The sequence below is a fragment of the Chloroflexota bacterium genome (genome assembly GCA_015478725.1).
Taxonomy (GTDB): Bacteria; Chloroflexota; Limnocylindria; order Limnocylindrales; family CSP1-4; genus C-114.
Map to the genome: position 1 here is coordinate 84,738 of JADMIG010000002.1, position 22,885 is coordinate 107,622.

Sequence of the window (22,885 nt, forward strand, 5' to 3'; positions counted from 1 at the left end):
GATCCGGGCGCAGTCCAGGAAGAGACGCCGGCGGCGCTGCGAGGGCTCGTGGAGCAGGCTGGCGCAGACCTGCGGACGCGGCCAGCACCCACGGACTGGGCCATCGTCGAGCTCGTGGGTCATATCACCGACGCCGAGCTCGTCTCGAGCGGGCGGACCCGGAGGGCCTCCTCGCGCTCTTCGTGGCGCTCTGGGCCGCAAACCTCGCTCTGTGGCGTGGGACGCTCGCGGCGGATCGACCACGGTATGGGGTCCACGCGGAGCGCGGCGCGGAGAGCTACGAGTTGACGTTCCGGCTCATCGCCGGTCACGACCGGTTCCATCTGGCACAGGCTCGTCGCGCCCTCGCCCGGATCCGACCCACGTCCTGACGGGATACCGGATGGCGGGCGCACGTCGTCACGGGACCAGGAACCTGCATTCGTGACGGCGGTCGGTTGATCACGGGCACCAGACGAGACGCCCGATGGCAACGGAGACGCAGCCTACCGGTCGCGGCGTCCTTCAAGCTCCATCTGCTCGAGCGCAACGACGATCGCCACCGCCAGGGCCGCGTCAAAGCCAGAGGCAACCTGCACGCCGTAGCTGTCGCGCAGGCTGATCAGGCGGCGCGAAGCGACGATCACTTCGCTATCTCCGCTGCCCGCACGTATGACGTGGAACTCGCGGTCGATCCAGTCGCCCTTGACCGCGAGCTCGTCGCCGGCAACGAGTCGGACGGTGAAATGGTCCCCGATGACGTTGAATAGTGCCTCCTCGATGGTGGCCACGAGGTCACCGCCGCGCTTGATCTCGAAGGTCCTGTGCAGGTGCGCCAGCGATTGACCGATCGTGTAGAGCGTCTCGCCCGCTGGGTCCCGGAGTTCGAGGCTCCGGCGGAGGCTGAACGCCTTGCCGTCGACTTCGAAGACGCGATCGCCCGTGTCATCCTCGATCCAGAGGTCGCCGCCGATCGACAGCAGCTTCTGGTTCAGGACATAGGTCTGACCGTCCGGTGCCATGCAGGACCTCCAGGGGAGCGGTGACCGCGATCGCGATCAGGCGGCGACGGCGAGGTGGGACGCGTCGACGACCGGCCGGCGGGAGTGAGCCGCCGCGAAGTCGAGGGTGAGCAGCTGGCGCAGCACGCCGCGGCGCGCGGCGAGCGTCGAGCATTCGAGCCAGATGACGTCGGCGTGGTCGACCGGGACAGTGGCTGCGCCGCAGTCGCAGGTGGGGGTCTCGCGCAGAGCACCCTCGATGAGCTCGAGAGCCTGATCGTTGTTCATCGTCGGATGGCCTCGTTCTGGAGATACGGTCCGTAGCGTATCATAACGAAATGTACGACGAGCCGGAGACGACGACCACCCCCTCGGGCGCGCCTCCCGTGGGCGACGAGCCTGGACCGCCGACCCGCGGACGCGCCATCGGTCGGGGTCGGCCGCGGAGCGACCGAGCCCACCGGGCGATCCTCGACGCGACTCGCGAGCTGCTGGTCGCGGACGGGTTCGCGACACTCCGCCTCGAGCGCGTGGCGTCCAGGGCGGGCGTCGGGAAGACGACGATCTACCGCCGCTGGGCCACAAAGGAGGCGCTCGCCCTCGATCTCCTCATGGAGCTCGCCGGACCGCACATCGCGATCGCGGACCTGGCCGACACCCGCGAGGAGCTCACGGCCGCCGTGACGAACGCGATGCGAGCCCTGACCGAGACACCGTTCGGTCCGGTCATCCGGGCGCTCCTCTCCCAGATCGCCCGCAACCGCTCTCTCGGCGATCCGTTCCGGGCGACCGTGGTCCAGGGCCGGCGCGACGAGATCGCGAAGGTGGTCGCGCGTGGCATCGCTCGCGGCGACCTCCGGCCGGACGCCGACGTCGAGATCGCGACCGAACTGCTCGTCGGCCCGGTCTACTTCCGTCTCATTTTCGGTGGTGGGCTCACCCCGGACTTCGCGGCGAACGTGGCGGACGCCGTGTTCCGCGCCTTCCGGGTCTGAACCCCGGCGACCCGGCGACAGGGTGCTCTCGAAGGACCGTCAGCCGGTCGTCCCGGTCGTGGCGTCAGAGATCCCCTCGGGCGCGACGCGGAGCTCCTTCTGCACGGCCGGCCGACCGACACGGCGACGACGATCGTGCAGCGCGTCGTGGATCTCCGCGTGCGTCCGACCGTCGGCGGCGACGGCCGCGGCGGGATGACCGCGGACGCGCCGGGCGGCCGCGCCGGCGGCGGCCAGCGGTGGATGCACGTGCGCGTGGCCGTGCGGATCGATCGCGTACGGCATGCCAGCCGCGAACAGGTCGGTGAAGAGGTCGACGAGCTCAGGATCGAACTGGATCCCGGCGTGGCGACGGAGCTCGGCGATCGCCTGATCGTGGGTGACGCTGTCGCGATACGGACGGCCCGCGACCATTGCCTCATACGCGTCCGCGATCGCGACGATCCGGGCGCCCACGGGGATCTCCCGGCCCGCCAGACCGTGTGGATACCCACGACCGTCGAACCATTCATGGTGGTGGAGGACGATCGTCGCCGCATCGCGGAGCGCGCCTGCCTGCTCGAGGACGACCTGGCCGATCTTCGGGTGCTCCGCGACGACGCGCCACTCCGGCTCGTCGAGCTCGCTCGGCTTGGTGAGGATCTCGTCCGGGATGGCGAGCTTGCCGAGGTCATGGAGGAGGCTCGCCACCCTGATCCGCTCGATCTCGCCGTCCGGCAGGCCGATGGACCGAGCCAGCTCCATCGCCGCGCCGGCGATCATCGAGGAGGGTCGGCCGGCCCAGCCGGGACGCGACTCGAGGGCGGCGGTGAGTGAATCCGTCGCCGCCCCGAATGCTGCCCGCCCGACTTGCGTCGCCTGCTCCCGGGCGCCGGGAGTGATCGCGGCCCGCCGCACGAGACCGTCGTCCTCGAGCTCGTGGAACACGTAGACCTGATCGCGCCCGAGGGCCTTGGCGCTGTACATGGCGTTGTCGGCGTCGCGGACGAGGCCGGTGAGATCGAGATGGCCCCCGAACCCACCGGCGACGCCGGCCGAGAGGGTGATCGAGGCCGCGGAACCGTCCTCGAGGACGACGCTCCGGCGGGCGACGTTGCGACGAAGCTTCTCCGCGAGCGAGGCGGCCGCGTCGACGTCCGTCTCGGGCAGGATGACCATGAACTCCTCGCCGCCGTAGCGGCCGACCATGTCGATCGCCCGGACGCTCGTTCGAAGCGCATCCGAAATCTCACGCAGGACGAGGTCGCCCGCCGCGTGACCGTGGGAGTCGTTCAGGCGCTTGAAGTGGTCCAGGTCGACGATGATGAGCGAGAGCTGATGCCCGTAGCGCGCCGCCCGCTCGATCTCCGCCTCGAGGCGCGTGAGGAGCGCCTGGCGATTGAGGACACCAGTGAGCGGATCGACCGTCGCGAGCGTCCACGCCTCCGTCACCCGTTCGGCGAGTCGACCGAAGCTCGCCCGAAGCCGCGGATCCTCGATGCCCTTTGCCCCGACGAGATGGCGCGCGTCCGTCGCCGCGACGAGGCGCTCCGTGAGCCTGGCGATCCGGCGGGTCTGGCGCCGTCCCACGGTCAGGGCATAGCCCGCGGTCCCGATCAGCGCGCCAATGAAGCCGACCGCGAGCCCGGCCACCGCGAGGGTGAGGCCAGGCGCGAAGTCGACGTGGTCCAGCATGTCTTGTTGAGGATCCCCCGGCGGAGTGATCGTGCCGACGTGGCTGCACGACGGATGTTCGACCCGGGCGGAGCCGGGGACCATAGCGCGATGGTCCGGGCAGGTACCCGACCCGGGCGGTCCGACTCGACGGCCCGAGGCTCACTCGATGGTGAGGGACCCACGAGCGAGGACGGTCGCGTCGGCACTCACGAGGACGTGCTGCCATCGTCGCCCGTCGCTCTGCCAGGAGCGAGCCTGCAGCTCGGAGCCGAGCGAGGCGGGCGCCAGGTACTCGATCCGATAGCGGCGCGGTTCCGCCGCGAGTGCCGCGCCGCCGCCGGCCGCAGCGATCGCCTCCTCCATCCACTCGAGATAGCTCGCGTTGTTCGCGTGTCGGAACGGATCGATCTCGTGCGGCCGGACGGTGAACGACGACGCGGACGCCCCGGCGGGCGGGGCGACCGCATCGAAGCGGGTCGGGACGAACCCCGCCGGTGGGACGGCGAACAGGGCCGGGAACTCGTCGGGGATGCGGGTCGGCATCCCGCGAGCCACCCCGGTCATGACCCAGTCCGTGAGGACTGTGGCGGCGAGGTCGCCGTTCGGCAGTGTGACGTCCGTTCGTCGGCGTGCCATGACCCGCCGGAAGCCGGTGACCTGCATCGTGACCGTCGCGGTCGTCCCCATCGAGATCGGTTCGCGGACCTCGAGGTCGAGCCCGCGGACGAGCCAGGCAAGGCCGCGATCCGCGTACCACTCCCGTCCGAACCCGAGCCGTTCCGAATGGATCCAGGCCGCATCCTGGGTCCAGCGGAGGAGCGTCCCGGCGCGGATCGCCGCATCCGGACCGCACTCGTCGAAACGGGCGCGATAGGGGATCGTCGCCGATGCGTGCTCCTCGGAATCGCTCACGCTGGTGCACCGGCCAGGCGGGCGAGGGTTTCGATCGTCACGATCCTGGTCCCGGCGTGCGGCTCCGTGCGGCCGGCGAGACGGACCCGGCAGGCGAGTCGCGTGTCGAAGACAACCAAGAATACGGCGAGACGCTCGTCCTCGTCGGCGGCATGGGAGCGGGCGTCGTCGAGCTGATGGAGGACGTCGCCATCGATGCCGCGGGCGCTCCATTTGCAGTCGAAGGCCTCCGCCCTGCCCGGCAGCTCGACCGTGACGTCGTACGGATGGATCTCCGCCCGGACGCCGTCGAAGAGGATGCGACGCTCCCGGCGCACGGCCGAGCGCGGACCGCCGTTCGCGGTGAGACGACGGGCGAGGAGCAGCTCCGTGACGGCCTCAACGACCGCGCCGCGGAACTGGCTGCGGACCTGCTCGCCCCTGGCCGCCACCTCGAGCGATGCGCCGAGGAGCGCTTCGGACCGCTCGTCCGGGAAGCAGGTCGGTACCATCTCCCGCCAGAACGACGGGTCGGACGATTCCCCGTTCATCACCGCCCTCGCGAGGACGAGTTGCGCCGGCGACGCGTGCGCCATGAGTTCGGCGAGGCGAGCGACGAGCGGGTCGGCCTGGATCCCCGAATACACGACCGCTCGGGCGTCCGGTGACGCGTCCTGGAAGCGCACCGGCTCAGGCGGCCGGCGCGCGTGACGCGGGACCGCCGACCGGCTCGTCGAGCGCGAGCGCGACGAGGTCCGGGAACGTGGAGAGCCAGTCGATCGCCCGATGCGGATCGGCGATCCGGCCGGCCTCCTCGATCGCGAGGCGGATGGCGGCGGCGCGATCCGTGGCGAGTCGCTCGCCCGCTCGTCGATCCGCGATCTCGTCGAGCCTTCGTCGCTGAGCGGCGGCCAGGTCCGTCACGTAGGTCCACGCATCGTCGATCGCCTCGCCGAGCGATTCGAGTCCAGCGACGGTCTCGACCGCCGCGGCGACGAGGTCTTCGATGGGTTCGCTCACCGGATGAGCGTATCCGAACCGGCGACGGGGGGATCTCGAGAGAGGCAGGCTGGTCGTCGGGAGGTGATCGCCGGGACGTGATCGTCGGGACCTGATCGTCCGGTCAGCGATCTCGCGGCAGGAGAACCGTCCGCCTGCCGATCGCGAAGCGGCGCCCGTCGGCCGGCTCCCGGTCGAGGTCGCGACGAGCCCTCGCGGCAAGGTCGACGAGGGTCGTCCGATGCGCCCCATCCCACGCGGCCGAGTATGCCGCGATCGCCTGCCGCCGGATCGCGGCTGCGACCTCCCGTTCGCCGCGCCGCTCGAGTGCAGCGACTCGGTCGAGGACGGCACGGTACAGTGCCGGGAACTCGTCGTTCGGGGAAAACTGGGCGGGCATGCGTCGAGCATGACCGGTCGCCGCCCCGGACTCGATAGGGAAGTGGTCAGGCGACGGCCGCCGAAGGGACCACCGGCCGGTGCCTCTCGGCACCTCCCGGTGTCGGATCGTGATGAATGGAGGCGATCTCGGTGGATCTCGGACTCTCGGGCCGCGGCGCTATCGTGGGTGGCGCCTCGTCCGGACTCGGCCTGGCGAGCGCCGAGGCGCTCGCTGCGGAAGGCTGCCGGCTCGTCCTCTGGTCGCGCGGCGGTCCGGGGCTCGACGATGCCGCCACGATGCTCCGAACCCGGCATCGCGTCGAGGTCGCCACGGTCGCGGCGGACGCTGCGGACCCGGAAGCGGCCTCGATCGTCGCCGCAGCCGCCCGATCCGCGCTCGGTGACGTCGACATCGTGGTGCTCAACGCGGGTGGGCCTCCACCGGTCGACCCGACCGCCACGGACCCGGCCGGGTGGGCACGCGCGTTCCAGCTCCTCGCCACGACCCCGATCGAACTCGCGACGCATCTCCTGCCCGGGATGCAGGCGCGAAGCTGGGGACGGATCGTCGCGATCCTCTCATCGGGGATCCGGCAGCCGATCCCCGATCTCGTCTACTCGAATGCGGGTCGCAGCGCACTCATGGCCTGGCTCAAGACGACGGCGCGCGGCGTCGCCAGCGGCGGCGTGACGATCAACGGCGTCGTGCCGGGTCGCCTCGAGACGCCGCGGATCGTCTCCCTCGACCGCGGCCGGGCTGAGCGGACCGGCGAGACGGAGGAGGCGGTCCGGGCCTCCCACCTGGCAACGATCCCGGCCGGACGCTACGGCCGCCCTGACGAGCTCGCGAGCCTCGTCGCGTACCTGTGTTCGGAGCGGGCGAGCTACCAGACGGGCACATTCAGCGCCGTGGACGGCGGCCTCATCGCCGGCCTCCCGTGAGGCTCCGCCCACGTTGGATCGAGGGCCACCGGGACTGACTGGTCAGTCCCCCGAGTGTGCGCCGGAGCGGATGGCGAACCGCTCGAACGTTCCGCTCGCCGGCTGCCATACGACACGCACCGCGTCCACCTGCCCTCCGAGCGGGCCGCGCTCGAGGTCCCCGACGAGCGCCTCGAGCGCCTCGAGCGGACCCTCCGCAACGCAGTGTACGGAGCCGTCGATGTCGTTCGCGACCCAGCCGACGAGCCCTCGCCCGATCGCCGCGTCGCGGGCGAAGAACCGAAAGCCGACGCCCTGGACGCGACCCACGACCGTCGCCTCCAGCCGGACTGCCGACCCGTCCGGGTGTCGCCCGCTCACGCCGCGCGAGGAGGTCGGATCGACGGCCAGGCGAGAGCGAGTGAATCGACCGCCAGTTCCGGACTCGCGTTCCCGAGGACGGCCGTCGCCGCTCGATCGAGGCGGACGAGGAAGTCAGCGAGCGAGCGGGGGGCGATCCGCCCGGCGATCGCGACGATCTCCTCGAGGAGCGTCGGATCGTGGAGCCGGCGGACGTCGCCCTGGGCGGCGCGCGCCAGGTCCAGGGCGATGTCGCGCCATGCGTCGAACAGGGCCAGCGCGGCCCGGCGCCGCTCGGCGGCCGGTACGGACCTGGTGGTCGATCCGTCCGCCGTCGGATCTGCGGCTGGAGACCCGATCGGTGCGCCATCAGCGCTCGCCGCGTCGCTCGCCGTCGCGGCACGATCGGCGTCCTGCCGGGGCGCGCGACGACCGCGAGACGAGGGCCCGGCCCCCACGAGGCCCCCGACGAGTGCCGCGTCGAGGACGGCCGCCCGGCCGAGAAGACCGCGGACGACCGAGAGCCGGCCCGTCGGAGCGGCGGACAGAAGGTCGAGCAGGCCGCGATCGATCTCGCCACGCACCATGACCACCTCCGGAGCGACGGCGTAAGCGTGGGCGATGCCCGGTCGACCGCCGGCGAGCCTCGCGAGACGGGACGCCGTCGGCGGATCGGCTATCTCGAGGTCGGCGAGCCAGCGCTCGATCTCGCGCGTGGCGACGGTCCCGAGCCGGATCCGGGCGCAGCGCGAGCGGATCGTCGGCAGGAGCCGATCCTCATCGTCCGCCGCGAGGATGAGGTGGACGCCGGGCGGAGGCTCCTCGAGGAGCTTCAACAGCGCGTTCTGGGCATCCTCGTTCATCCGATGGGCGCCCTCGACGAGCGCCACCCTGGCTCCTCCCTCGAGCGGCGACAGCGCGAGCTCGCTGGTCAGCTCACGGATGCCGGGCCGCGGGTCGGTCGGCGTGGCGGCGATCCTGATCTGGTTCCCGGCCCCGCCCGGGCTGAGCCGGTGGAGGTCGGGGTGGTTGCCGTGGGCGACGAGCCGGCACGCCCGACACGACCGACAGGGTCTGACCGCCGACCCGCTGGCTCCGCAGAGCAGGAGTGCCCCGATGTCGAGCGCGAGCGTCGTCTTGCCGACCGACGGCGGTCCGACGATGAGGAGCGCGTGCGGGAACCCACGCCTCGCCATCGCCCGGACGGCGCGGACGGCGGCCGGCTGCCCGCGTGTGAGCATGCCGGCCCCCGGGTCGTCGTCCGTCGTCGAGCGCGCCGGTCTCACGCGCCGACCACCCTCAGCCCTCGGTCGGCACGGCCTTCGCGCGCACGGCGCGCCGCCTCGCAGCCGTCGGCACGGCAGTGTCCGGAGGCAGCGACGCGGCCGGCGCGTCGACGGCCGAGGCCGTCCCGGGCGCCTTCGCCCGTGTGGCGCGACGCCTGGCCACCGGCTGGTCGCCCGCGGCGGCGGACGACGAGGCGGGCACGTTCGACTCGTTGGCCGGCGTTGCGGAGGTCCTGGCCCGCGTCGTCCGTGGCCGTGTCGGTGCCAGCTCGGCGGTGGTCGAGGCGGATCCGGCGGCGCTCGTCCGCTCCGCGATCGCAGCGGTCATCGGGACCGCGTCGACCGGCTCCGCCGAAACACGGGGTCGTCGCGGACCGCGAGCCTTCGGGGTGGCCACATCGGTCTCGGTGGCAGGCACCGGCATCGCGCTCCCGGCCGCGGGCGTGCGTCCGGATGGGCGAGGTCGGTTCCCGGCGCCCACAGCCAGCTGGGCGCGCAGCATCGCCTCGAGCTCCGGTGGGACCTCGCTCCAGCCTTCGCCCGGTCGCGGCGCACCACCGATGCGATCCGGTCGATCGCTTCGGCCCGGGCCCTGACCCGGGCCGCGTTCGTCGCGCCGTCCGACGTCGCGACGGACGCCCTCGGTTCGAGCGACGGTGCGGCCACTCACGTCCGGATACCGATTGATTCCGCCGGTGAGACCGCCTCCGCTCCGGTTGCCGAATCGCTCCCGGTCGACCGCTGCGGCATACCCGCTCCGGACGCCGCGCGCACCGCCCGTCCGACCGACGGAACGCGTCCCCCCGTGCCGCTCGGCGATGAGGTATTCCGGGATCGCCGGCTCGTCGTCGAATTCCTCGTCGAGGGCTGCGTCCCGCCGCGGGCTCGATGTCTGGCGCTGACCGAGCTGGGAGTCCCAGACCGATCCGAACGCCGCCGGCTTCGCCGTGCGAGGCGCGACCGGCTGCTCCGCGGCGAGGATCTCCACACCACGATCGTCCTGCTCCACCGTCGAGCCTGGTGGGACGAGCTCTCCTTCGGCCCGTCCTCGCCCCCGGCCGCGGCCCCGCCCGCCGCGACGACGACGCCGCCGGCCGTCCTCCCCGAGGATCTCGTCCGCTGGCTCCGTTCGCTCCTCGACGACGTCCTCCGGACCAGCGACGACGTCGGCGACCGGCCGGACGCGCGACAGCTTCTCGCCGGGCAGGGCGACCATCGCCGGCCGTGCGATCGCGGCGGTGGATCCTTCGTCCGCGACAGGAGCTGGCCGACTGCGTCCTCGACCGGACGCCCGCTCGGCCGCGACCGGACGCTCGGCCGCGACCGGACGCTCGCCTTCGGTCGCGCGACCGCGTCGGCCGCGGCCGCGACCCGCTCCCGTCCCCTCAGTCTGCTTGTCCGGCACCTCAGTCATGGACAGATCCTCGTCGTCCGTGGCGACGCGTCGTCCGGATCGCGACGATCCCTTCTCGACCTTTGCGATCTGGGTGATGTCCGTGAAGAGGTCGGCGACCTCCATGAGGTCCGACGAGGTGTTGCCGCGAAAGCTGATGACCTCGCAGCGGACGCCCATCTCCTGGACCGCCCGGATGGCCGGGGCGAAGTCCCCGTCGCCGGACACGACGATGGCGATGTCGAGGTTGCGGGCCGTCTTCATCATGTCGACGACGAGCTCGATGTCGAGATTCGCCTTGACTTTCCCGTCACCATACTTGCGGATGTCCTTGCTCACGACCTTGTAGCCGTGGCGACGGAGGAAGTCGTGGAAGTTCCGCTGATTCTCGTTGTCAGGATCGAGGCCCGTATAGGCGTACGCCCGCACGAGATCCCGCCCGGCGGTCGCCGACTTGAGCATCGTCACGTAATCGATGTCGACGCCGGCCGACTTGGCCGCATAGAAGATGTTCGCCACGTCCACGAAGACGGCGACGTTCTTGCCCACTCTGACTCCTCAGGGCTGTATGGGGCCGGCGCGATGACCGCTGCTCGGCGTCCCGGATGGTTCAGCTGCGACGCGCGACGGCCTTCGTCACGGCCACGGATCGACTCATGCTCGGACCGGCATCGATGAATCCCTTGTCCTCCCACCGGGTCCGCTCGGCGGGATCGTCGGGTCGCGGCGCCTCGACCTCGGCGCAGGCCTTGTTGCGCGCCGACCGGAGGATCTCCTCGAGGAGCGCCCCCGTCACTCGGTCGACGTCGTGTCCCGGATCGACGACGAACAGGTCCACCACACCGACGAAACCGCCGGCGCGGACGGACGGCCGGAGCGCGAGGACCGCGCCGCCGACCATCTCGCGTCGCGCTTCCGCGACGATGACACTGGCCTGCGGCAGGTAGACGAGCTGGCGCAGGAGGTCCGCCGCGGCGAGCGGACCCGACCCCTCGGTCGCCCACGAGGAGACCTCGCAGAGCGCGACGAGCCGGTCGATGTCCGTGATGCGGGCCGCTCGGACCTGATATTCCACGCGGACGGGTACAACCTCGCGAGGTGGTGGCCGCCGGAGCTGTCTCGCCCCGGATCGAATCCCGGGAGCCGGCAGCGGAGGGACCGCACGGGGGTCGCGTCCGACGATGACGTCGGCTGCGGCCGATCCGGGTCGCTCGTGGACCGGTGTTGCAATCGGCTGGCCACTCGGTAATATACGGCATCGCTTCGGCGGCTACCTGCGCGCCGCCCGGCCTCGTCATCCGCGACGCTGTCGTAACGCACCACCGCCTCCCCCGATGAACGGCCGCGTCCCATCGCCGCCGGATCGTCGGGATACGAGGGCGAAGGGCGCCGTCAGCCCGCCGGATGACGATCCCGAGGTGCTGCGCGGGCTGTCGACCGGCGCGTCGACCGGCAGTCGCCGGTCGATGAGCGATCAGGAGGAGACAGTTCATGAAAGTCACCAAGCTCGGCGCGCTCGCGTCCGGTGCGGTGCTCGTCCTTGGCGCGTGCAGCAGCGCGGCCACCCCGAGCCCGTCCACCAGCGGCGCCGCCTCGACAGCACCGTCCGCGGCCACATCGGCCGCCGCCAGCGGCGGCGCGACGAAGGGCACGATCCACATCGCGATCAGCCTCCCGCTCCAGGGCAGCGAGCTCGCGGCATCCCAGCCGATCATCAACGGCGTCCTGCTCGCGGTGAAGCAGGCCGGCGGCACGGCCGGCGGATACACCGTCGACGTCCCGCAGTCGGCGATCTACGACGACGCCCTCAACGGCGCGCACGATCCGCAGACCGGCGCGGCGAACATGACGAAGATCGTCGCGGACGCGAGCACCGTGGCCGTGGTCGCGTCGCTCAACTCGAACGTCGCCCAGGCGGAGATCCCGATCTCCAACGCGGCCGGCCTGCTCCAGTGCTCACCGGCCAACACGAACCCGGGGCTCACACAGGGCGCCCCCGCGGCCCAGCTCCGGACCAAGCCGAACAACTACATCCGCGTCGTCACCACGGACAACCTCCAGGGTCCGGCGGCCGCCCAGTACATCATCCAGACGCTCGGCAAGAAGTCCGTCTACATCATCGACGACACCGAGACCTACGGTAAGGGCATCGCCGACGCCTTCGAGGCCGAGTTCAAGAAGGAAGGCGGCACCGTCGTCAAGCACGACGCCGCTCCCAAGACGACGAACGACTACGTCTCGATCATGACCGCGGCAGCGGCCCTCAAGCCGGATTCCATCTACTTCGGCGGCGTCACCGCCACCGGCGGCGCACGGATCCTCCTCGCGGCCGCCCAGGCCGGCCTCGGGAATGTCCCGTTCGTCGGCGGCGATGGCATCAATGACGGCTCTGGCCAGACGAAGGACTCGTTCCTCAACCTGGCGGGTGCCGCTGCGGCGAACGCATTCAGCACGCTCGCCGGCATCGGCGACTTCCCGGGCAAGGTCCAGTTCAACACCGACTACAAGGCCGCCTACGGCCAGGACGCGACCGGCTATGCCGGGATGGGATACGCCTGCGGCCAGGTCATCCTCGACGCGATCAATCGCGCCGCGGCGACCAACCCCGCGGACATGGCCGGCCTCCGCGAGGCGGTCCGCGTCGCAGCCACGGATACGTCGCATAGCTATACGACGATCCTCGGCCCGGTCACGTTCGACGCGAACGGCGACACGAGCCAGCACATCGTCTCGATCTACGCCGTCGATCCGACGGCAGCGGGCGGCAAGGGCGACTGGGTCTTCAAGATCCAGGTCAACTACGGCGCCAAGTAGCACCAGCCACTGACCGGCGAGGCCGGGGCTCTTCGAGCCCCGGCCTCGCACTATCCGCCCGCTCACCTGATCGGAGGTCGAGGACGTGACCGCGGTCGCAGCGAGCCCCGCCAGGCTGGTGGATCCGCGCCGGCGGAACGCCAGGTTCATCGTCGCCGCGATCGCCCTCGTCGCCTGCTATTCCCTGTTCCTCTGGGGAGCCCTCGTCCTCACCCAGGGCCTGCCCGTCGACGCATCGTTCCGGCTCGCCCTCCAGCAGACGGCCAACGCGCTGTCCATCGGGTCGATCTACGCGCTCATCGCCCTCGGCTACACGATGGTGTACGGCATCATCGAGCTCATCAACTTCGCCCACGGCGACATCTTCATGATCGGCTCCTTCCTCGCCGTCATCGTCACCGGCTACATCGGTGGTCAGAGCGGCCCGATCACGAACAACCTGCCGCTCCTCGTCATCCTCATCGTCGGCGCGCTGCTCTTCACGATGCCGATCGTCGGCGTCCTCAACATGCTCATCGAGCGCGCCGTCTACCGGCCCCTGCGGAACGCGCCGCGCCTCACCCCGCTCATCACCGCGATCGGCATGTCGTTCATCCTCCAGAACGTCGCCCTCGTCATCGCCGGCAGCGGGGACCGCTCCGCGCCGCAGATCTTCCCGCTCACCTGGCAGGTCGACCTCGGTGGCGCGAACATCCCGCTCCTCTCGATCTTCGTGTTCGTCCTCGCGATCGTCCTCATGGTCGCCCTCCAGACGTTCGTCTCCCGGACCCGACTCGGGCGGGCGATGCGCGCGACGGCCCAGGACCGCGAGGCATCGGCGCTCATGGGTGTGGACCTCAACCAGACGATCGCCCTGACGTTCCTCCTCGGCGGCATGCTCGCCGGCGCGGCCGGCGTGGTGTGGGGCCTCACCCACGGCTACGTCCGGCAGGACCTCGGCTTCAACGCCGGGCTCAAAGCCTTCACCTCCGCGGTCCTCGGCGGGATCGGCAACATCGCGGGGGCGGTGCTCGGCGGCTTCGTCATCGGCTTCATCGAGAACTTCGCGAGCTCGATCGGCTTCTCCCGCTGGTCCGAGTTCCTCACCTTCATGGTCCTCACGTTCGTCCTCATCTTCCGGCCGTCCGGCATCCTCGGCCAGCAGCTCGGTGACCGGGCATGAGCACGGCGGTGGCGAAGCGGAGAGGGCCGACCTGGCGTGAGGCACTCGCCACCCACGCCGAGCAGCACCGATCGACGACGGTGATCGTGAGCATGCTCATCGCGGGCGTCCTCATGATCTTCCTGCCCAAGGTCCCTCCGCTCACGTTCCTCCAGCCGGCGCAGCCGTGGTACGACTCGTTCGCGAACGCCGGGGTCTTCGTCCTCCTCGCCCTCGGCCTCAACGTCGTCGTCGGGATGGCGGGGCTCCTCGATCTCGGGTACGCGGCGTTCTTCGCGATCGGCGCCTACACGTACGCCTTCGCGGACTCGCCATTCAGCCATAACCACTATCCGTTCCTGCCGATGCTCCTCATCGGGGCCGGGGTCGCGGCGATGTTCGGCATCGCCCTCGGCGCGCCGACACTGCGGCTCCGCGGCGACTATCTCGCGATCATGACCCTCGGCTTCGGTGAGATCGTGCCGATCGTCTTCCTCAACGCGGACCCGTACACCCAGGGCACGAATGGGATCGGCGGCATCTACCGCCCCGAACCGCTGCCGCTCGTCGGCGAGTTCGGGGCGCTCACGCCCTTCGCCTACTTCATCGTCATGCTCGTCATCATCACGATCGTCATGATCCTCATGTATCGGCTCCAGGATTCCCGGATCGGGCGATCGTGGATGGCGATCCGGGAGGACGAGCTCGCCGCCGCCGCGAACGGGATCAACACGGTCACGACGAAGCTCCTCGCCTTCGCCCTCGGAGCGACGACGTCCGGGCTGGCCGGCGTCTTCAACGCGTCCAAGCTGACGATCGTGTCGCCGGACCAGTTCGCCTTCACCGTCTCATTCACGGTCCTCGCGATGGTCATCATCGGCGGGATGGGCAACATCTGGGGCGTCGCGGTCGGAGCGTTCGTCGTCTTCAACATCCAGTCGGTCGTCCTCAAGCAGCTCAACACTGTCTTCGGGGCCCTCGCCACGGCCACCGCGTCCATCCCGGGCCTCCACGACGTGACGAACTTCGTCGCGCACATCAACTTCCTCAACTACCAGTTCCTCCTCTACGGCCTCGCCCTCGTCCTCATGATGCTGTTCAGGCCCGAGGGTCTCTTCCCGAGCCAGCGGCGGCGGCGCGAGCTCCACGTCGCGGACGAGCTCGGCGGGCCGGATGAGGCCGTCGCTCCCGCCGTCCTCGGCTCGCTCGGCGAGACGTCGGGCGCGGAGGAGGAGTTCGGGGAAGAGGCGGGCGAGGGCGCGCGAGGAGACCGATCGTGACCGACCTCCTGCTCGACGCGCGCGGCGTGACCAAGCGCTTCGGCGGCCTCGTAGCCGTCAACAACATCGACTTCACGATCCCGGCGCGGTCGATCGTCAGCCTCATCGGCCCGAACGGCGCGGGCAAGACGACGTTCTTCAACATCATCGCCGGGATCTACGATCCCACCTCCGGCCGGATCGACTTCCGGGGGCGGACGATGATCGCCCACCCGCGGCGAGCGTGGCTCGAGCCGCTCCTCTGGCTCGTGCCGCCGGGGATCGTCTTCGCCCTCACGTGGCTCCTCAGCACCAGCGGCCTCAGCGGTCCGATCGTCGTCCTCGGCGCCGTGATCGGGCTCGTCGTGCTCCTCGGGACGCTCGTCACCGGCGTCGCCAGACCGCCGTATTACCAGCGGAACCTCGTCCGCTTCGGGATCTTCCGCAGCGCGCGCCCGAACGACATGGTGGTCGTGGGCCTCGGTCGGACGTTCCAGAACATCCGGCTCTTCCAGAATATGACGGCCCTCGAGAATGTCCTCGTCGGGATGCATACGAAGCTCAAGGCGACCTGGCTGGACGCGATGCTCTCGACGCCGCTCGACCGGCGCGAAGAGGCGGAGGCCCGCGTCCGGGCGGCCGGATTCCTCGCCCTCGTCGGGCTGGCGGACCGTGGTCCAGAGCTCGCGAAGAACCTGCCCTACGGCGACCAGCGGCGCCTCGAGGTGGCCCGCGCACTGGCCTCCGAACCTGCCCTTCTCCTCCTCGACGAACCGACGGCCGGCATGAATCCGCGCGAGACGGCGGACATGACGGCGCTCATCGGCAAGCTGCGCAACGAACTCGGCCTGACCATCCTCCTCATCGAGCACGACATGCGGGTCGTGATGGGCATCAGCGACCGCGTCACCGTCCTCGACCACGGCGAGAAGATCGCGGAGGGGACACCGGAAGAGGTGCGACGGGATCCCAAGGTCATCGAGGCGTATCTCGGGACGCCAGCCGCATGACGGCCGTGAACGCAGCCTCGACATCGCGCTCGGCACCGGCCGACGGCTCGGCCGAGCCGATGCTCGTCCTCGATCGTGTCCACACCTACTACGGCCACATCCACGCCCTGCAGGGTGTCTCGATCACGATCGGGCGAGGCGAGATCGTCACCCTCATCGGCGCGAACGGCGCCGGCAAGACGACGACGCTCAAGACGATCAGCGGGCTGCTCCATCCGCGTGCCGGATCGGTCACGTTCGAGGGGCGGGACATCAGTCGGACCGCGGCCCATCACCTCGTCCGGGACGGAATCGGCCACGCCCCGGAGGGCCGCCGGATCTTTCCGCGCCTCAGTGTCCTCGAGAACCTGCAGATGGGCGCGTTCACCCGCGACCAGAAGACGATCGGACCGGACATCGAACGCGTCTTCACCCTGTTCCCGCGACTCCGCGAGCGGACGCATCAGCTCGGCGGGACCCTGTCGGGCGGAGAGCAGCAGATGCTCGCCATCGGCCGGGCATTGATGAGCCAGCCGCGGGTGCTCCTCCTCGACGAGCCGTCGCTCGGGCTTTCACCGATCCTCGTCCAGCAGGTGTTCGACACGATCCGCGAGATCAACGCGCTCGGCACGACGGTCCTCCTCGTCGAGCAGAACGCGCTCCAGGCACTGAACATCGCCCATCGCGGCTACGTCCTCCAGACCGGGACGATCGCACTCGAGGGTCCGGCGCGCTCGCTCATCGCCGACCCGATGGTCCGGAAGCTCTACCTCGGCGAGGACTGAGGACCGAGGACCGTCTCGCTTCAGCGCGGTTCCGGCTCGTGGTGGATCTCGAGGACCGCGCGACCGAGCCCGACGATCCCGATCGCCACGATGACCAGCCCCGGGGCGTGGTCAGGTCGGAGTGCGTCGAGCGGGCCCTCCGCGATGAGGGCGGCCAGCCGGACGATGAAGCCGACGAAGGCGACCACGACGACGATGAGGTAGGCCGGCCATCGGTCGAGGCCGATCGGTCGCTCGCTCGTGAACGGCAGGCTCACGAGGGCCAGCATCGCGAGCGCCGCGAGGAACACGAGGAGGCCCGTTCCCACGAAGGCGTTGTCGCTGTATGGCGGAAGGCCATCCGCGCCGCCGACGGTCGACCAGGGGACGAGGCAGCCGACGAGCGTGACGATGGCGAATGCCGCGGCGATGCGACGCCCACGCCCGAGCGGACGACGGTGCATCGTCACTCGGCCGCTCCGTACACCTCGGGACGAAGGACGCCCACGAAGCGGAGGTTCCGATAGATCTCGCCGTAGTCCAGCCCGTAGCCAACGACGAACTGATCCGGGATGGTGAAACCGGTGTAGTCCACGGGGATCTCGACAAGCCGGCGCGCCGGCTTGTCGAGGAGCGTGCAGATCCGGAGCGACTGTGGACCCTTGCCGCGGAGGTAGCGGAGGAGATAGTTGAGGGTGAGGCCGGTGTCGATGATGTCCTCCACGAGGAGCACGTGCTCGTCGGCGATGGTCGCCGAGAGGTCCTTGAGGATGCGCACGAGGCCGGTCGACTCGGTCGTGCTTCCGCCGTAGGAGCTCACCTCCATGAGATCGATCCGGAGCGGGATGTCGATCTCGCGCATGAGGTCGGCCATGAACGGGAGCGATCCCTTGAGCACGCTGACGAGGGTGAGACGGCGACCGGCATAGTCCGCGCTGATCTGGCGGCCGAGCTCGGCGACCCGCGCCCGGATCCGGTCCTCGGAGACGAGGACCTCGGCCACGTCGGCCCGCAGGTCGGTGGTCTCGCGCATCCCCTGGTCAGCGCTCCGTCGCAGCCGCGACGGCGTCCGCGGCAGGGCTCGCATCCGGACCCACGCGGACGGTCCGGCGGCGGGTGCGGTGGACGCGCGCAGGCGCATCCACGGTGGCCGCCTCGGCCGCAGGCGCAATGGCCGCGCTCGTTGCCCCCCGACGGTGGGCCGGCGTCGCCTGACCGAGCGTGCCGGTCATCTCGTCAATCAGGGCGACCTTGCCATATTTCAGCATGAGCGCCCGGAAGTCACGGCCGTAGAACAGCTTGATCCTGATGTCCGGGTAGAGCTCGCGAAGACGGCGGAGCTTCCGGTTCTTCTTTCGGACGAGGCTCTGCCTGAGGGTCGTCATCTCGACGTACAGCTCGAGATCGGGCAGCCAGAAGTCGGGCGAGAAGCTCTCGACGACAGCCCCCTGAAGGTCCCACAGGATCGGAAACGTCCGCGGCTCGTATTCCCAGCGGACGCCGTAGAAGTCGAGGATCCGGGCGAACTCCGCCTCGCTCGCGTGGGCGAAGCCCGGGAGGTCCTGGCTCGAGGCGGGCCCCGCACCGAGTGCGAGTCGACTCACGGGCGGCCGCGACGGGGACGGGACGGACGGCACCGATGCTCCATCGGCGGTGAGTGTACCGCGCGGCGGGCTGCCGCGGCGGGCTTGTTCGGACATACCCCCTGGGGGTATGATCGGGTCATGACCGGAACCGAACGACGCAGCAGGCCCACCCCGCCACCCGCCGCGGATTTCCGCCACTCCTACTCGAAGGACAAGTCGCTGCTCGCGCGGCGACTGTCGCGGATGGAAGGACAGGTCCGTGGGATCGCCCGGATGATCGAGCGGGAGGAGTACTGCGTGGACATCCTCCAACAGACCGCTGCGCTTCGGGCAGCGGTCGACGCCCTGTCGATCCTCGTCCTCGAGGATCACGTCCAGGGGTGTGTCCGCACCGCCGCGGAGCGCGGGGAGGCGGATGCGTACGTGGACGAGGTCATGGACGTCGTTCGACGGACCCTCGGGCGGCCGGTCCGGGCGGGCCGACCGGCCTGACGACGCGCCGCAACGGGTTGGTTATCCACGAACATGTGGACAGCCTGGGGATTGGTGGATAAGCCCGTTGACACCCCGTTGACGCACCCGTAACGTCCGGCTTCCGCACGCGGGTCGAGGCCGTCGGGCACCGTCGCTCGCGAGGGGTCCGGGGAAACCCGGACCGTGACCGGACGGGCCGCGGAAGACCGACGCTGACCCACCGCGCGTGCGCCGTACGACGACGCCGGGAACGGAGCGCAGGCGGACCTCGCGCACGGCCCACAGGGAGGTGCGTGACCCACCGCCGCGACCCGCTCCCGACGGACGTCGAAGCATCGCCGGCCCTGCCGGAGCGCTTCCACGAGACCATCGCCGAGGGCCTCCTGTCGATGGGCCTGACGCTCGACCCGGCGGTTCTCCAGGCGATCTCCGACCACGTGCGGCTCCTCCTCGCGTGGACGGAGGCGATCAACCTCACCGCGATCCGCGACCCCGTCGCGGTGGCCAGGGACCACGTCCTCGACAGCCTCACCGCGATCCCGCTCCTGCGGCGGCACGGCGCGGCGCCGATCCTCGACCTCGGGTCCGGCGGCGGATTCCCGGGCCTGCCGCTCGCACTGGCCCTCGGCTCGGAGCGAGCCCTGCTCGTGGAGTCCGTCGGCAAGAAGGCACGCTTCCTCGCGACCGTGATCGACGCACTCGGCCTGCGCCCACGGGTCGCCGTCGCCGCGACGCGCATCGAGACCCTCGCGGCGGATCGCCATCATCGAGCCCACTGGCCGATCCTCACCGCCCGCGCGGTCGGGCCGCTCGCCGAGCTCATCGAGCTCGCCGCGCCGCTCGCCACCACCGGTGGCGTGCTCGTCGCCTGGAAGCGGCGGCGAGATCCGACCGGGTTCGCGGAGCCTACCGGGCGAGGCGGCAGGATCGACGGATCGCTCGTCGGAACGGCGGGTGAGTTCGATGCCGCGCGACGGAGCGCGGACCTGCTCGGCTTCGCCGAGCCGGTCGTTCACCCTGTCCACCTCGCGGGCCTCGGCGACCACGTCCTCGTGGTCGTCGACAAGATCGCTGCGACGCCGCCCGGTTACCCGCGCGACCCCGCGCTGCGCAAGCGACGCCCGTGGTGACGGCGCTACCCTGACGCGATGCTCCTCGCGATCCTCTCCGACATCCATGCGAATCGCGCCGCTCTCGAAGCCGTCCTCGCCGCTGCGGGACCCGTCGACGGGATCCGGGTCCTCGGCGACATCGTCGGCTACGGACCGGATCCCGACGCCGTCGTGGAACTGCTCGCCAACCGCGGGGCGACCGGCGTGCGCGGCAATCACGATCTGGCGGCCCTCGACGGCGAGGGGGTCGACTGGTTCAACCCGGACGCTCGGGCGGCGATCGAATGGACGCGGCACACGATCGGCGAGACGACCCGCTCCTGGCTCGCGGCTCTCCCGGAACGCCTCGTCGACGGACCGTTCACCCTCGTCCACGGGAGCCCCCGAGATCCCACCTGGGAGTACATCGTGGACGCCGGCATCGCCGGCGAGAACCTCGTCCATCTCGCGACCCGGCACTGCCTCTTCGGCCACACGCACATCCCGCTCGCGTTCCTGCGGCATGAGGACGGGATGCGCGAGCTCCCGGCGGCGAGCAGCCCGCTGACACTCGACGAGCGGACCGCGTTCGTCAACCCGGGCAGCGTCGGACAACCGCGGGACGGCATCCGGGCGGCGAGCTGGCTCCTCCTCGACACTGCCGGACCCACGGTGACGTGGCGACGGACCCCGTACGACATCGCCGCCACGCAGGCAGCGATGCGATCGGCCGGCCTCCCTCCACGGCTCATCGCCCGGCTCGACCGAGGCGCCTGATGACCGGCGGCCGACGCCCGCTCAAGGGGCGGAAGATCGCGGACCGACGCCTGCGGGTGGACCGACCCCACGCGGCCTACTTCCGGTACACGGGCCAGGGGTCGCTCGTCGCGAAGGAGGCAGCGAGCCGGCCGCTCACGCCAGCCGGTCGGATCGTCGCCCGGGTCAAGGCCGTCGCACTCGGCCGCCCGCTCTCGAACGAGGAGGAGATCGGCGAGCGCCTCGCGAAGAAGAAGGCCCTCGCGATCTTCAGCTCCGATGCGATCTCCTCGTCCGCCTACGCGACGGAGGAGATCCTCCGCGTCCTCATCGTCGCCGCCGCGGCGGGAGCCCTCGCCTACTCGATCGCGGTCTCGGTGGCCATCGCCGTCATGCTCACCGTGGTCTCCATCTCGTACCGACAGGTCTGTCGCGCCTACCCCTCGGGAGGCGGCGCCTACATCGTCGCGCGTGAGAACCTCGCCCCGATGGCCGGCCTCATCGCGGCCGCCGCCCTGCTCATCGACTATGTCATGACGGTGGCGGTCTCGACCGCGTCGGCGATCCAGCAGATCCAGTCGGTCGTGCCACAGGCCTACGACTACCGGATCGAGATCGCCTTCGTGTCGATCTCGCTCATCACGATCGGCAACCTGCGCGGCCTCCGGGAATCGGGAAACATCTTCGCCGTCCCGACGTACCTGTTCGTGGGCCTCGCGCTGCTCATCGTCGCGGTCGGGCTCAGCCGGATCGTCGGCGGCACCGCCGCCCCGATGCTTCCGCAGCCGGGGGCCGTCCAGCCGGGCACGGAAGCGCTCGGCCTGTTCCTCCTCCTCAAGGCCTTTGCGGGCGGCTCCGTCGCCCTCACCGGCGTGGAGGCCATCGCCAACGGGGTGCCCGCCTTCAAGCCCCCCGAGGCGAAGAACGCAGCGAACACGATGATCTCGATGGCCGTCATCCTCGGCGTCATCTTCATCGGCCTGACGATCATCGCCCATGCCTATGCGATCGTGCCGAGCCAGGACAACAGCGGCGGTCCGACCGTCGTCGCGATCATCGCCGCCACCGCCCTCGGTCTGAACAGCCCACTGTTCATCCTGTTCCAGGCGAGCACAGCCCTCATCCTGTTCCTCGCCGCGAACACGAGCTTCAACGCGTTCCCGCGACTCGCCGCGATCCTCGCCGCGGACGGCTACATGCCGCGCCAGTTCAGCTTCCGGGGCGACCGGCTCGCCTACAGCTGGGGCATCGTCCTGCTGGCCGCCGTCGCGTTCGGCCTCCTCGTCATCTTCAACGGCGACACCCACGCGCTCATCCCGCTGTACTCGGTCGGCGTCTTCGTCTGCTTCACGCTCTCGCAGACCGGGATGGTCCGCCACTGGCGCAGGGTCCGCGAGGCGGGCTGGCGGTGGCGAGCGCTCGTCAACGCGTTCGGCGGCGTCCTCACGGCGGTGGTCCTTGCCGTCGTCGTCGCGGTGAAGTTCCGCGACGGCGCGTACCTCGTCGTCATCCTCATCCCCGTCCTCGTCAGCCTTATGCTCTTCATCAACCGACAGTACGCCGCGTCGAGGCGCCAGCTCGCACTCCGCCCGGACCAGGTGATCGGACCGCCACATCGCGCGGAACGGGTCGTCATCCCCATCCCGACCCTCAACCGGGCAGTCGTCCAGGCCGTCAACGTCGGCCGTTCCATCAGCGACGACGTCCGGGCGGTCTACATCTCGGACGCCCCGGACGACGCGGCTGCGATGCGGGCGGAGTGGGATCGGCGAGTCCCGGGCGTTCCGCTCGTCGTCGTCGAGTCTCCGTACCGGGCGCTCGTCGGTCCGCTCATCGCCTACCTCGACGTGCTGGACCGAGGCGGGGCGTCCGATCATGACGCACCGATCACGTTCATCGTCGTCCCCGAATATGTCGCCCGCAACTGGTGGGAGCGGATCCTTTACAACCAGTCCTCCAAGCGTCTTCGCAAGGCCCTCCTCGGTCGACCGAACACGGTCGTCGTCAACGTCCCCTACCGGCGCGAGGACGCGGCGTCGTTCGACCACCAGCCCGGGGAGGCGCCGGATACCGTCGAGCCCTGAGCGGCCCGCCGGCTCCGGTCGGGCCCGGGCGGTGGTATCGTGACCGCCGCGTCGACGCCGGACAG

26 protein-coding genes and 1 pseudogene are annotated in these 22,885 nt (G+C 70.5%); 13 read left to right on the plus strand and 14 right to left on the minus strand.

Features of this window, described 5'->3' with window-relative positions:
* The first annotated feature begins 182 nt into the window (after positions 1–182).
* Complete coding sequence (locus IVW53_03185) at positions 183–371, plus strand: hypothetical protein (protein ID MBF6604566.1); 189 nt, start codon at positions 183–185, stop codon at positions 369–371.
* Positions 372–485: 114 nt separating this feature from the next.
* Here IVW53_03185 and IVW53_03190 read toward each other — a convergent pair whose 3' ends face one another.
* Both IVW53_03190 and IVW53_03195 read right to left on the minus strand, forming a co-directional pair.
* Positions 486–1,001: an LURP-one-related family protein gene (locus tag IVW53_03190; protein ID MBF6604567.1), complete on the minus strand. Its 516-nt coding sequence runs from the start codon at positions 999–1,001 to the stop codon at positions 486–488.
* A gap of 36 nt (positions 1,002–1,037) precedes the next feature.
* Entirely contained in the window at positions 1,038–1,268 is a 231-nt protein-coding gene (locus IVW53_03195; protein ID MBF6604568.1) for a hypothetical protein, read from the minus strand.
* A 50-nt stretch (positions 1,269–1,318) separates the two neighbouring features.
* On the opposite strand from IVW53_03195, the gene IVW53_03200 reads away from it, so the two are divergent.
* Positions 1,319–1,975: a TetR/AcrR family transcriptional regulator gene (locus IVW53_03200; protein MBF6604569.1), complete on the plus strand. Its 657-nt coding sequence runs from the start codon at positions 1,319–1,321 to the stop codon at positions 1,973–1,975.
* Positions 1,976–2,014: 39 nt separating this feature from the next.
* Here IVW53_03200 and IVW53_03205 read toward each other — a convergent pair whose 3' ends face one another.
* The 5 genes from IVW53_03205 to IVW53_03225 all read right to left on the minus strand — a co-directional run bounded on the left by IVW53_03205 (position 2,015) and on the right by IVW53_03225 (position 5,921).
* Positions 2,015–3,649 (minus strand): diguanylate cyclase, encoded by a 1,635-nt coding sequence (locus IVW53_03205; protein MBF6604570.1) that lies wholly within the window; start codon positions 3,647–3,649, stop codon positions 2,015–2,017.
* A gap of 141 nt (positions 3,650–3,790) precedes the next feature.
* Entirely contained in the window at positions 3,791–4,543 is a 753-nt protein-coding gene (locus tag IVW53_03210; protein ID MBF6604571.1) for a hypothetical protein, read from the minus strand.
* The gene (locus IVW53_03215; protein ID MBF6604572.1) at positions 4,540–5,208 is read right to left on the minus strand and encodes a hypothetical protein; all 669 of its coding nucleotides are present in this window, start codon (positions 5,206–5,208) and stop codon (positions 4,540–4,542) included. The genes IVW53_03210 and IVW53_03215 overlap by 4 nt, the downstream gene beginning before the upstream one ends.
* A 4-nt stretch (positions 5,209–5,212) precedes the next feature.
* Positions 5,213–5,542: a hypothetical protein gene (locus IVW53_03220; GenBank protein ID MBF6604573.1), complete on the minus strand. Its 330-nt coding sequence runs from the start codon at positions 5,540–5,542 to the stop codon at positions 5,213–5,215.
* 103 nt (positions 5,543–5,645) lie between these two features.
* Entirely contained in the window at positions 5,646–5,921 is a 276-nt protein-coding gene (locus tag IVW53_03225; GenBank protein MBF6604574.1) for a hypothetical protein, read from the minus strand.
* Between the two features lie 116 nt (positions 5,922–6,037).
* Between IVW53_03225 and IVW53_03230 the strand changes: the two genes are divergently transcribed.
* On the plus strand, positions 6,038–6,844 hold the full coding sequence (locus IVW53_03230; GenBank protein ID MBF6604575.1) for an SDR family oxidoreductase: 807 nt from the start codon (positions 6,038–6,040) through the stop codon (positions 6,842–6,844).
* 42 nt (positions 6,845–6,886) lie between these two features.
* On the opposite strand, the gene IVW53_03235 is transcribed toward IVW53_03230, so the two are convergent.
* From IVW53_03235 to IVW53_03250, 4 genes are all read right to left on the minus strand, one after another.
* A complete protein-coding gene (locus IVW53_03235; GenBank protein MBF6604576.1) occupies positions 6,887–7,204 on the minus strand; it encodes an acylphosphatase in 318 nt (105 codons plus the stop codon).
* Complete coding sequence (locus tag IVW53_03240; GenBank protein ID MBF6604577.1) at positions 7,201–8,469, minus strand: DNA polymerase III subunit; 1,269 nt, start codon at positions 8,467–8,469, stop codon at positions 7,201–7,203. Before IVW53_03240 ends, IVW53_03235 begins: the two co-directional genes overlap by 4 nt.
* 13 nt (positions 8,470–8,482) lie before the next feature.
* Positions 8,483–10,411 (minus strand): NYN domain-containing protein, encoded by a 1,929-nt coding sequence (locus IVW53_03245; protein ID MBF6604578.1) that lies wholly within the window; start codon positions 10,409–10,411, stop codon positions 8,483–8,485.
* Between the two features lie 61 nt (positions 10,412–10,472).
* Positions 10,473–10,937: a hypothetical protein gene (locus IVW53_03250; protein MBF6604579.1), complete on the minus strand. Its 465-nt coding sequence runs from the start codon at positions 10,935–10,937 to the stop codon at positions 10,473–10,475.
* Between the two features lie 416 nt (positions 10,938–11,353).
* Here IVW53_03250 and IVW53_03255 point away from each other — a divergent pair, with 416 nt between their 5' ends.
* The 6 genes and pseudogenes from IVW53_03255 to IVW53_03280 all read left to right on the plus strand — a co-directional run bounded on the left by IVW53_03255 (position 11,354) and on the right by IVW53_03280 (position 16,850).
* On the plus strand, positions 11,354–12,676 hold the full coding sequence (locus IVW53_03255) for a branched-chain amino acid ABC transporter substrate-binding protein (GenBank protein ID MBF6604580.1): 1,323 nt from the start codon (positions 11,354–11,356) through the stop codon (positions 12,674–12,676).
* A 220-nt stretch (positions 12,677–12,896) separates the two neighbouring features.
* Positions 12,897–13,838, plus strand: coding sequence for a branched-chain amino acid ABC transporter permease (locus IVW53_03260; protein ID MBF6604581.1), 942 nt, complete (start codon positions 12,897–12,899; stop codon positions 13,836–13,838).
* Complete coding sequence (locus IVW53_03265; protein ID MBF6604582.1) at positions 13,835–15,097, plus strand: branched-chain amino acid ABC transporter permease; 1,263 nt, start codon at positions 13,835–13,837, stop codon at positions 15,095–15,097. The genes IVW53_03260 and IVW53_03265 overlap by 4 nt, the downstream gene beginning before the upstream one ends.
* Positions 15,094–15,300: pseudogene (locus tag IVW53_03270) on the plus strand (ATP-binding cassette domain-containing protein). Before IVW53_03265 ends, IVW53_03270 begins: the two are co-directional and overlap by 4 nt.
* Complete coding sequence (locus tag IVW53_03275) at positions 15,298–16,086, plus strand: ABC transporter ATP-binding protein (GenBank protein MBF6604583.1); 789 nt, start codon at positions 15,298–15,300, stop codon at positions 16,084–16,086. Before IVW53_03270 ends, IVW53_03275 begins: the two are co-directional and overlap by 3 nt.
* A 59-nt stretch (positions 16,087–16,145) precedes the next feature.
* On the plus strand, positions 16,146–16,850 hold the full coding sequence (locus IVW53_03280; GenBank protein MBF6604584.1) for an ABC transporter ATP-binding protein: 705 nt from the start codon (positions 16,146–16,148) through the stop codon (positions 16,848–16,850).
* Between the two features lie 20 nt (positions 16,851–16,870).
* On the opposite strand, the gene IVW53_03285 is transcribed toward IVW53_03280, so the two are convergent.
* Genes IVW53_03285 through IVW53_03295 form a run of 3 tightly spaced genes read right to left on the minus strand, consistent with a single transcriptional unit; the run spans position 16,871 to position 18,433 of the window.
* On the minus strand, positions 16,871–17,299 hold the full coding sequence (locus tag IVW53_03285) for a hypothetical protein (GenBank protein ID MBF6604585.1): 429 nt from the start codon (positions 17,297–17,299) through the stop codon (positions 16,871–16,873).
* Entirely contained in the window at positions 17,296–17,862 is a 567-nt protein-coding gene (hpt, locus tag IVW53_03290) for a hypoxanthine phosphoribosyltransferase (protein MBF6604586.1), read from the minus strand. The genes IVW53_03285 and hpt overlap by 4 nt, the downstream gene beginning before the upstream one ends.
* A 7-nt stretch (positions 17,863–17,869) precedes the next feature.
* On the minus strand, positions 17,870–18,433 hold the full coding sequence (locus IVW53_03295; protein ID MBF6604587.1) for a hypothetical protein: 564 nt from the start codon (positions 18,431–18,433) through the stop codon (positions 17,870–17,872).
* Between the two features lie 120 nt (positions 18,434–18,553).
* On the opposite strand from IVW53_03295, the gene IVW53_03300 reads away from it, so the two are divergent.
* The 4 genes from IVW53_03300 to IVW53_03315 all read left to right on the plus strand — a co-directional run bounded on the left by IVW53_03300 (position 18,554) and on the right by IVW53_03315 (position 22,820).
* Positions 18,554–18,907: a metal-sensitive transcriptional regulator gene (locus IVW53_03300; GenBank protein ID MBF6604588.1), complete on the plus strand. Its 354-nt coding sequence runs from the start codon at positions 18,554–18,556 to the stop codon at positions 18,905–18,907.
* A 275-nt stretch (positions 18,908–19,182) separates the two neighbouring features.
* On the plus strand, positions 19,183–20,019 hold the full coding sequence (gene rsmG / locus IVW53_03305) for a 16S rRNA (guanine(527)-N(7))-methyltransferase RsmG (GenBank protein MBF6604589.1): 837 nt from the start codon (positions 19,183–19,185) through the stop codon (positions 20,017–20,019).
* 18 nt (positions 20,020–20,037) lie between these two features.
* Positions 20,038–20,757, plus strand: a complete 720-nt coding sequence (locus IVW53_03310; protein ID MBF6604590.1) for a metallophosphoesterase family protein — start codon at positions 20,038–20,040, stop codon at positions 20,755–20,757.
* Positions 20,757–22,820: an APC family permease gene (locus tag IVW53_03315; GenBank protein ID MBF6604591.1), complete on the plus strand. Its 2,064-nt coding sequence runs from the start codon at positions 20,757–20,759 to the stop codon at positions 22,818–22,820. The genes IVW53_03310 and IVW53_03315 overlap by 1 nt, the downstream gene beginning before the upstream one ends.
* Positions 22,821–22,885: the final 65 nt, after the last annotated feature.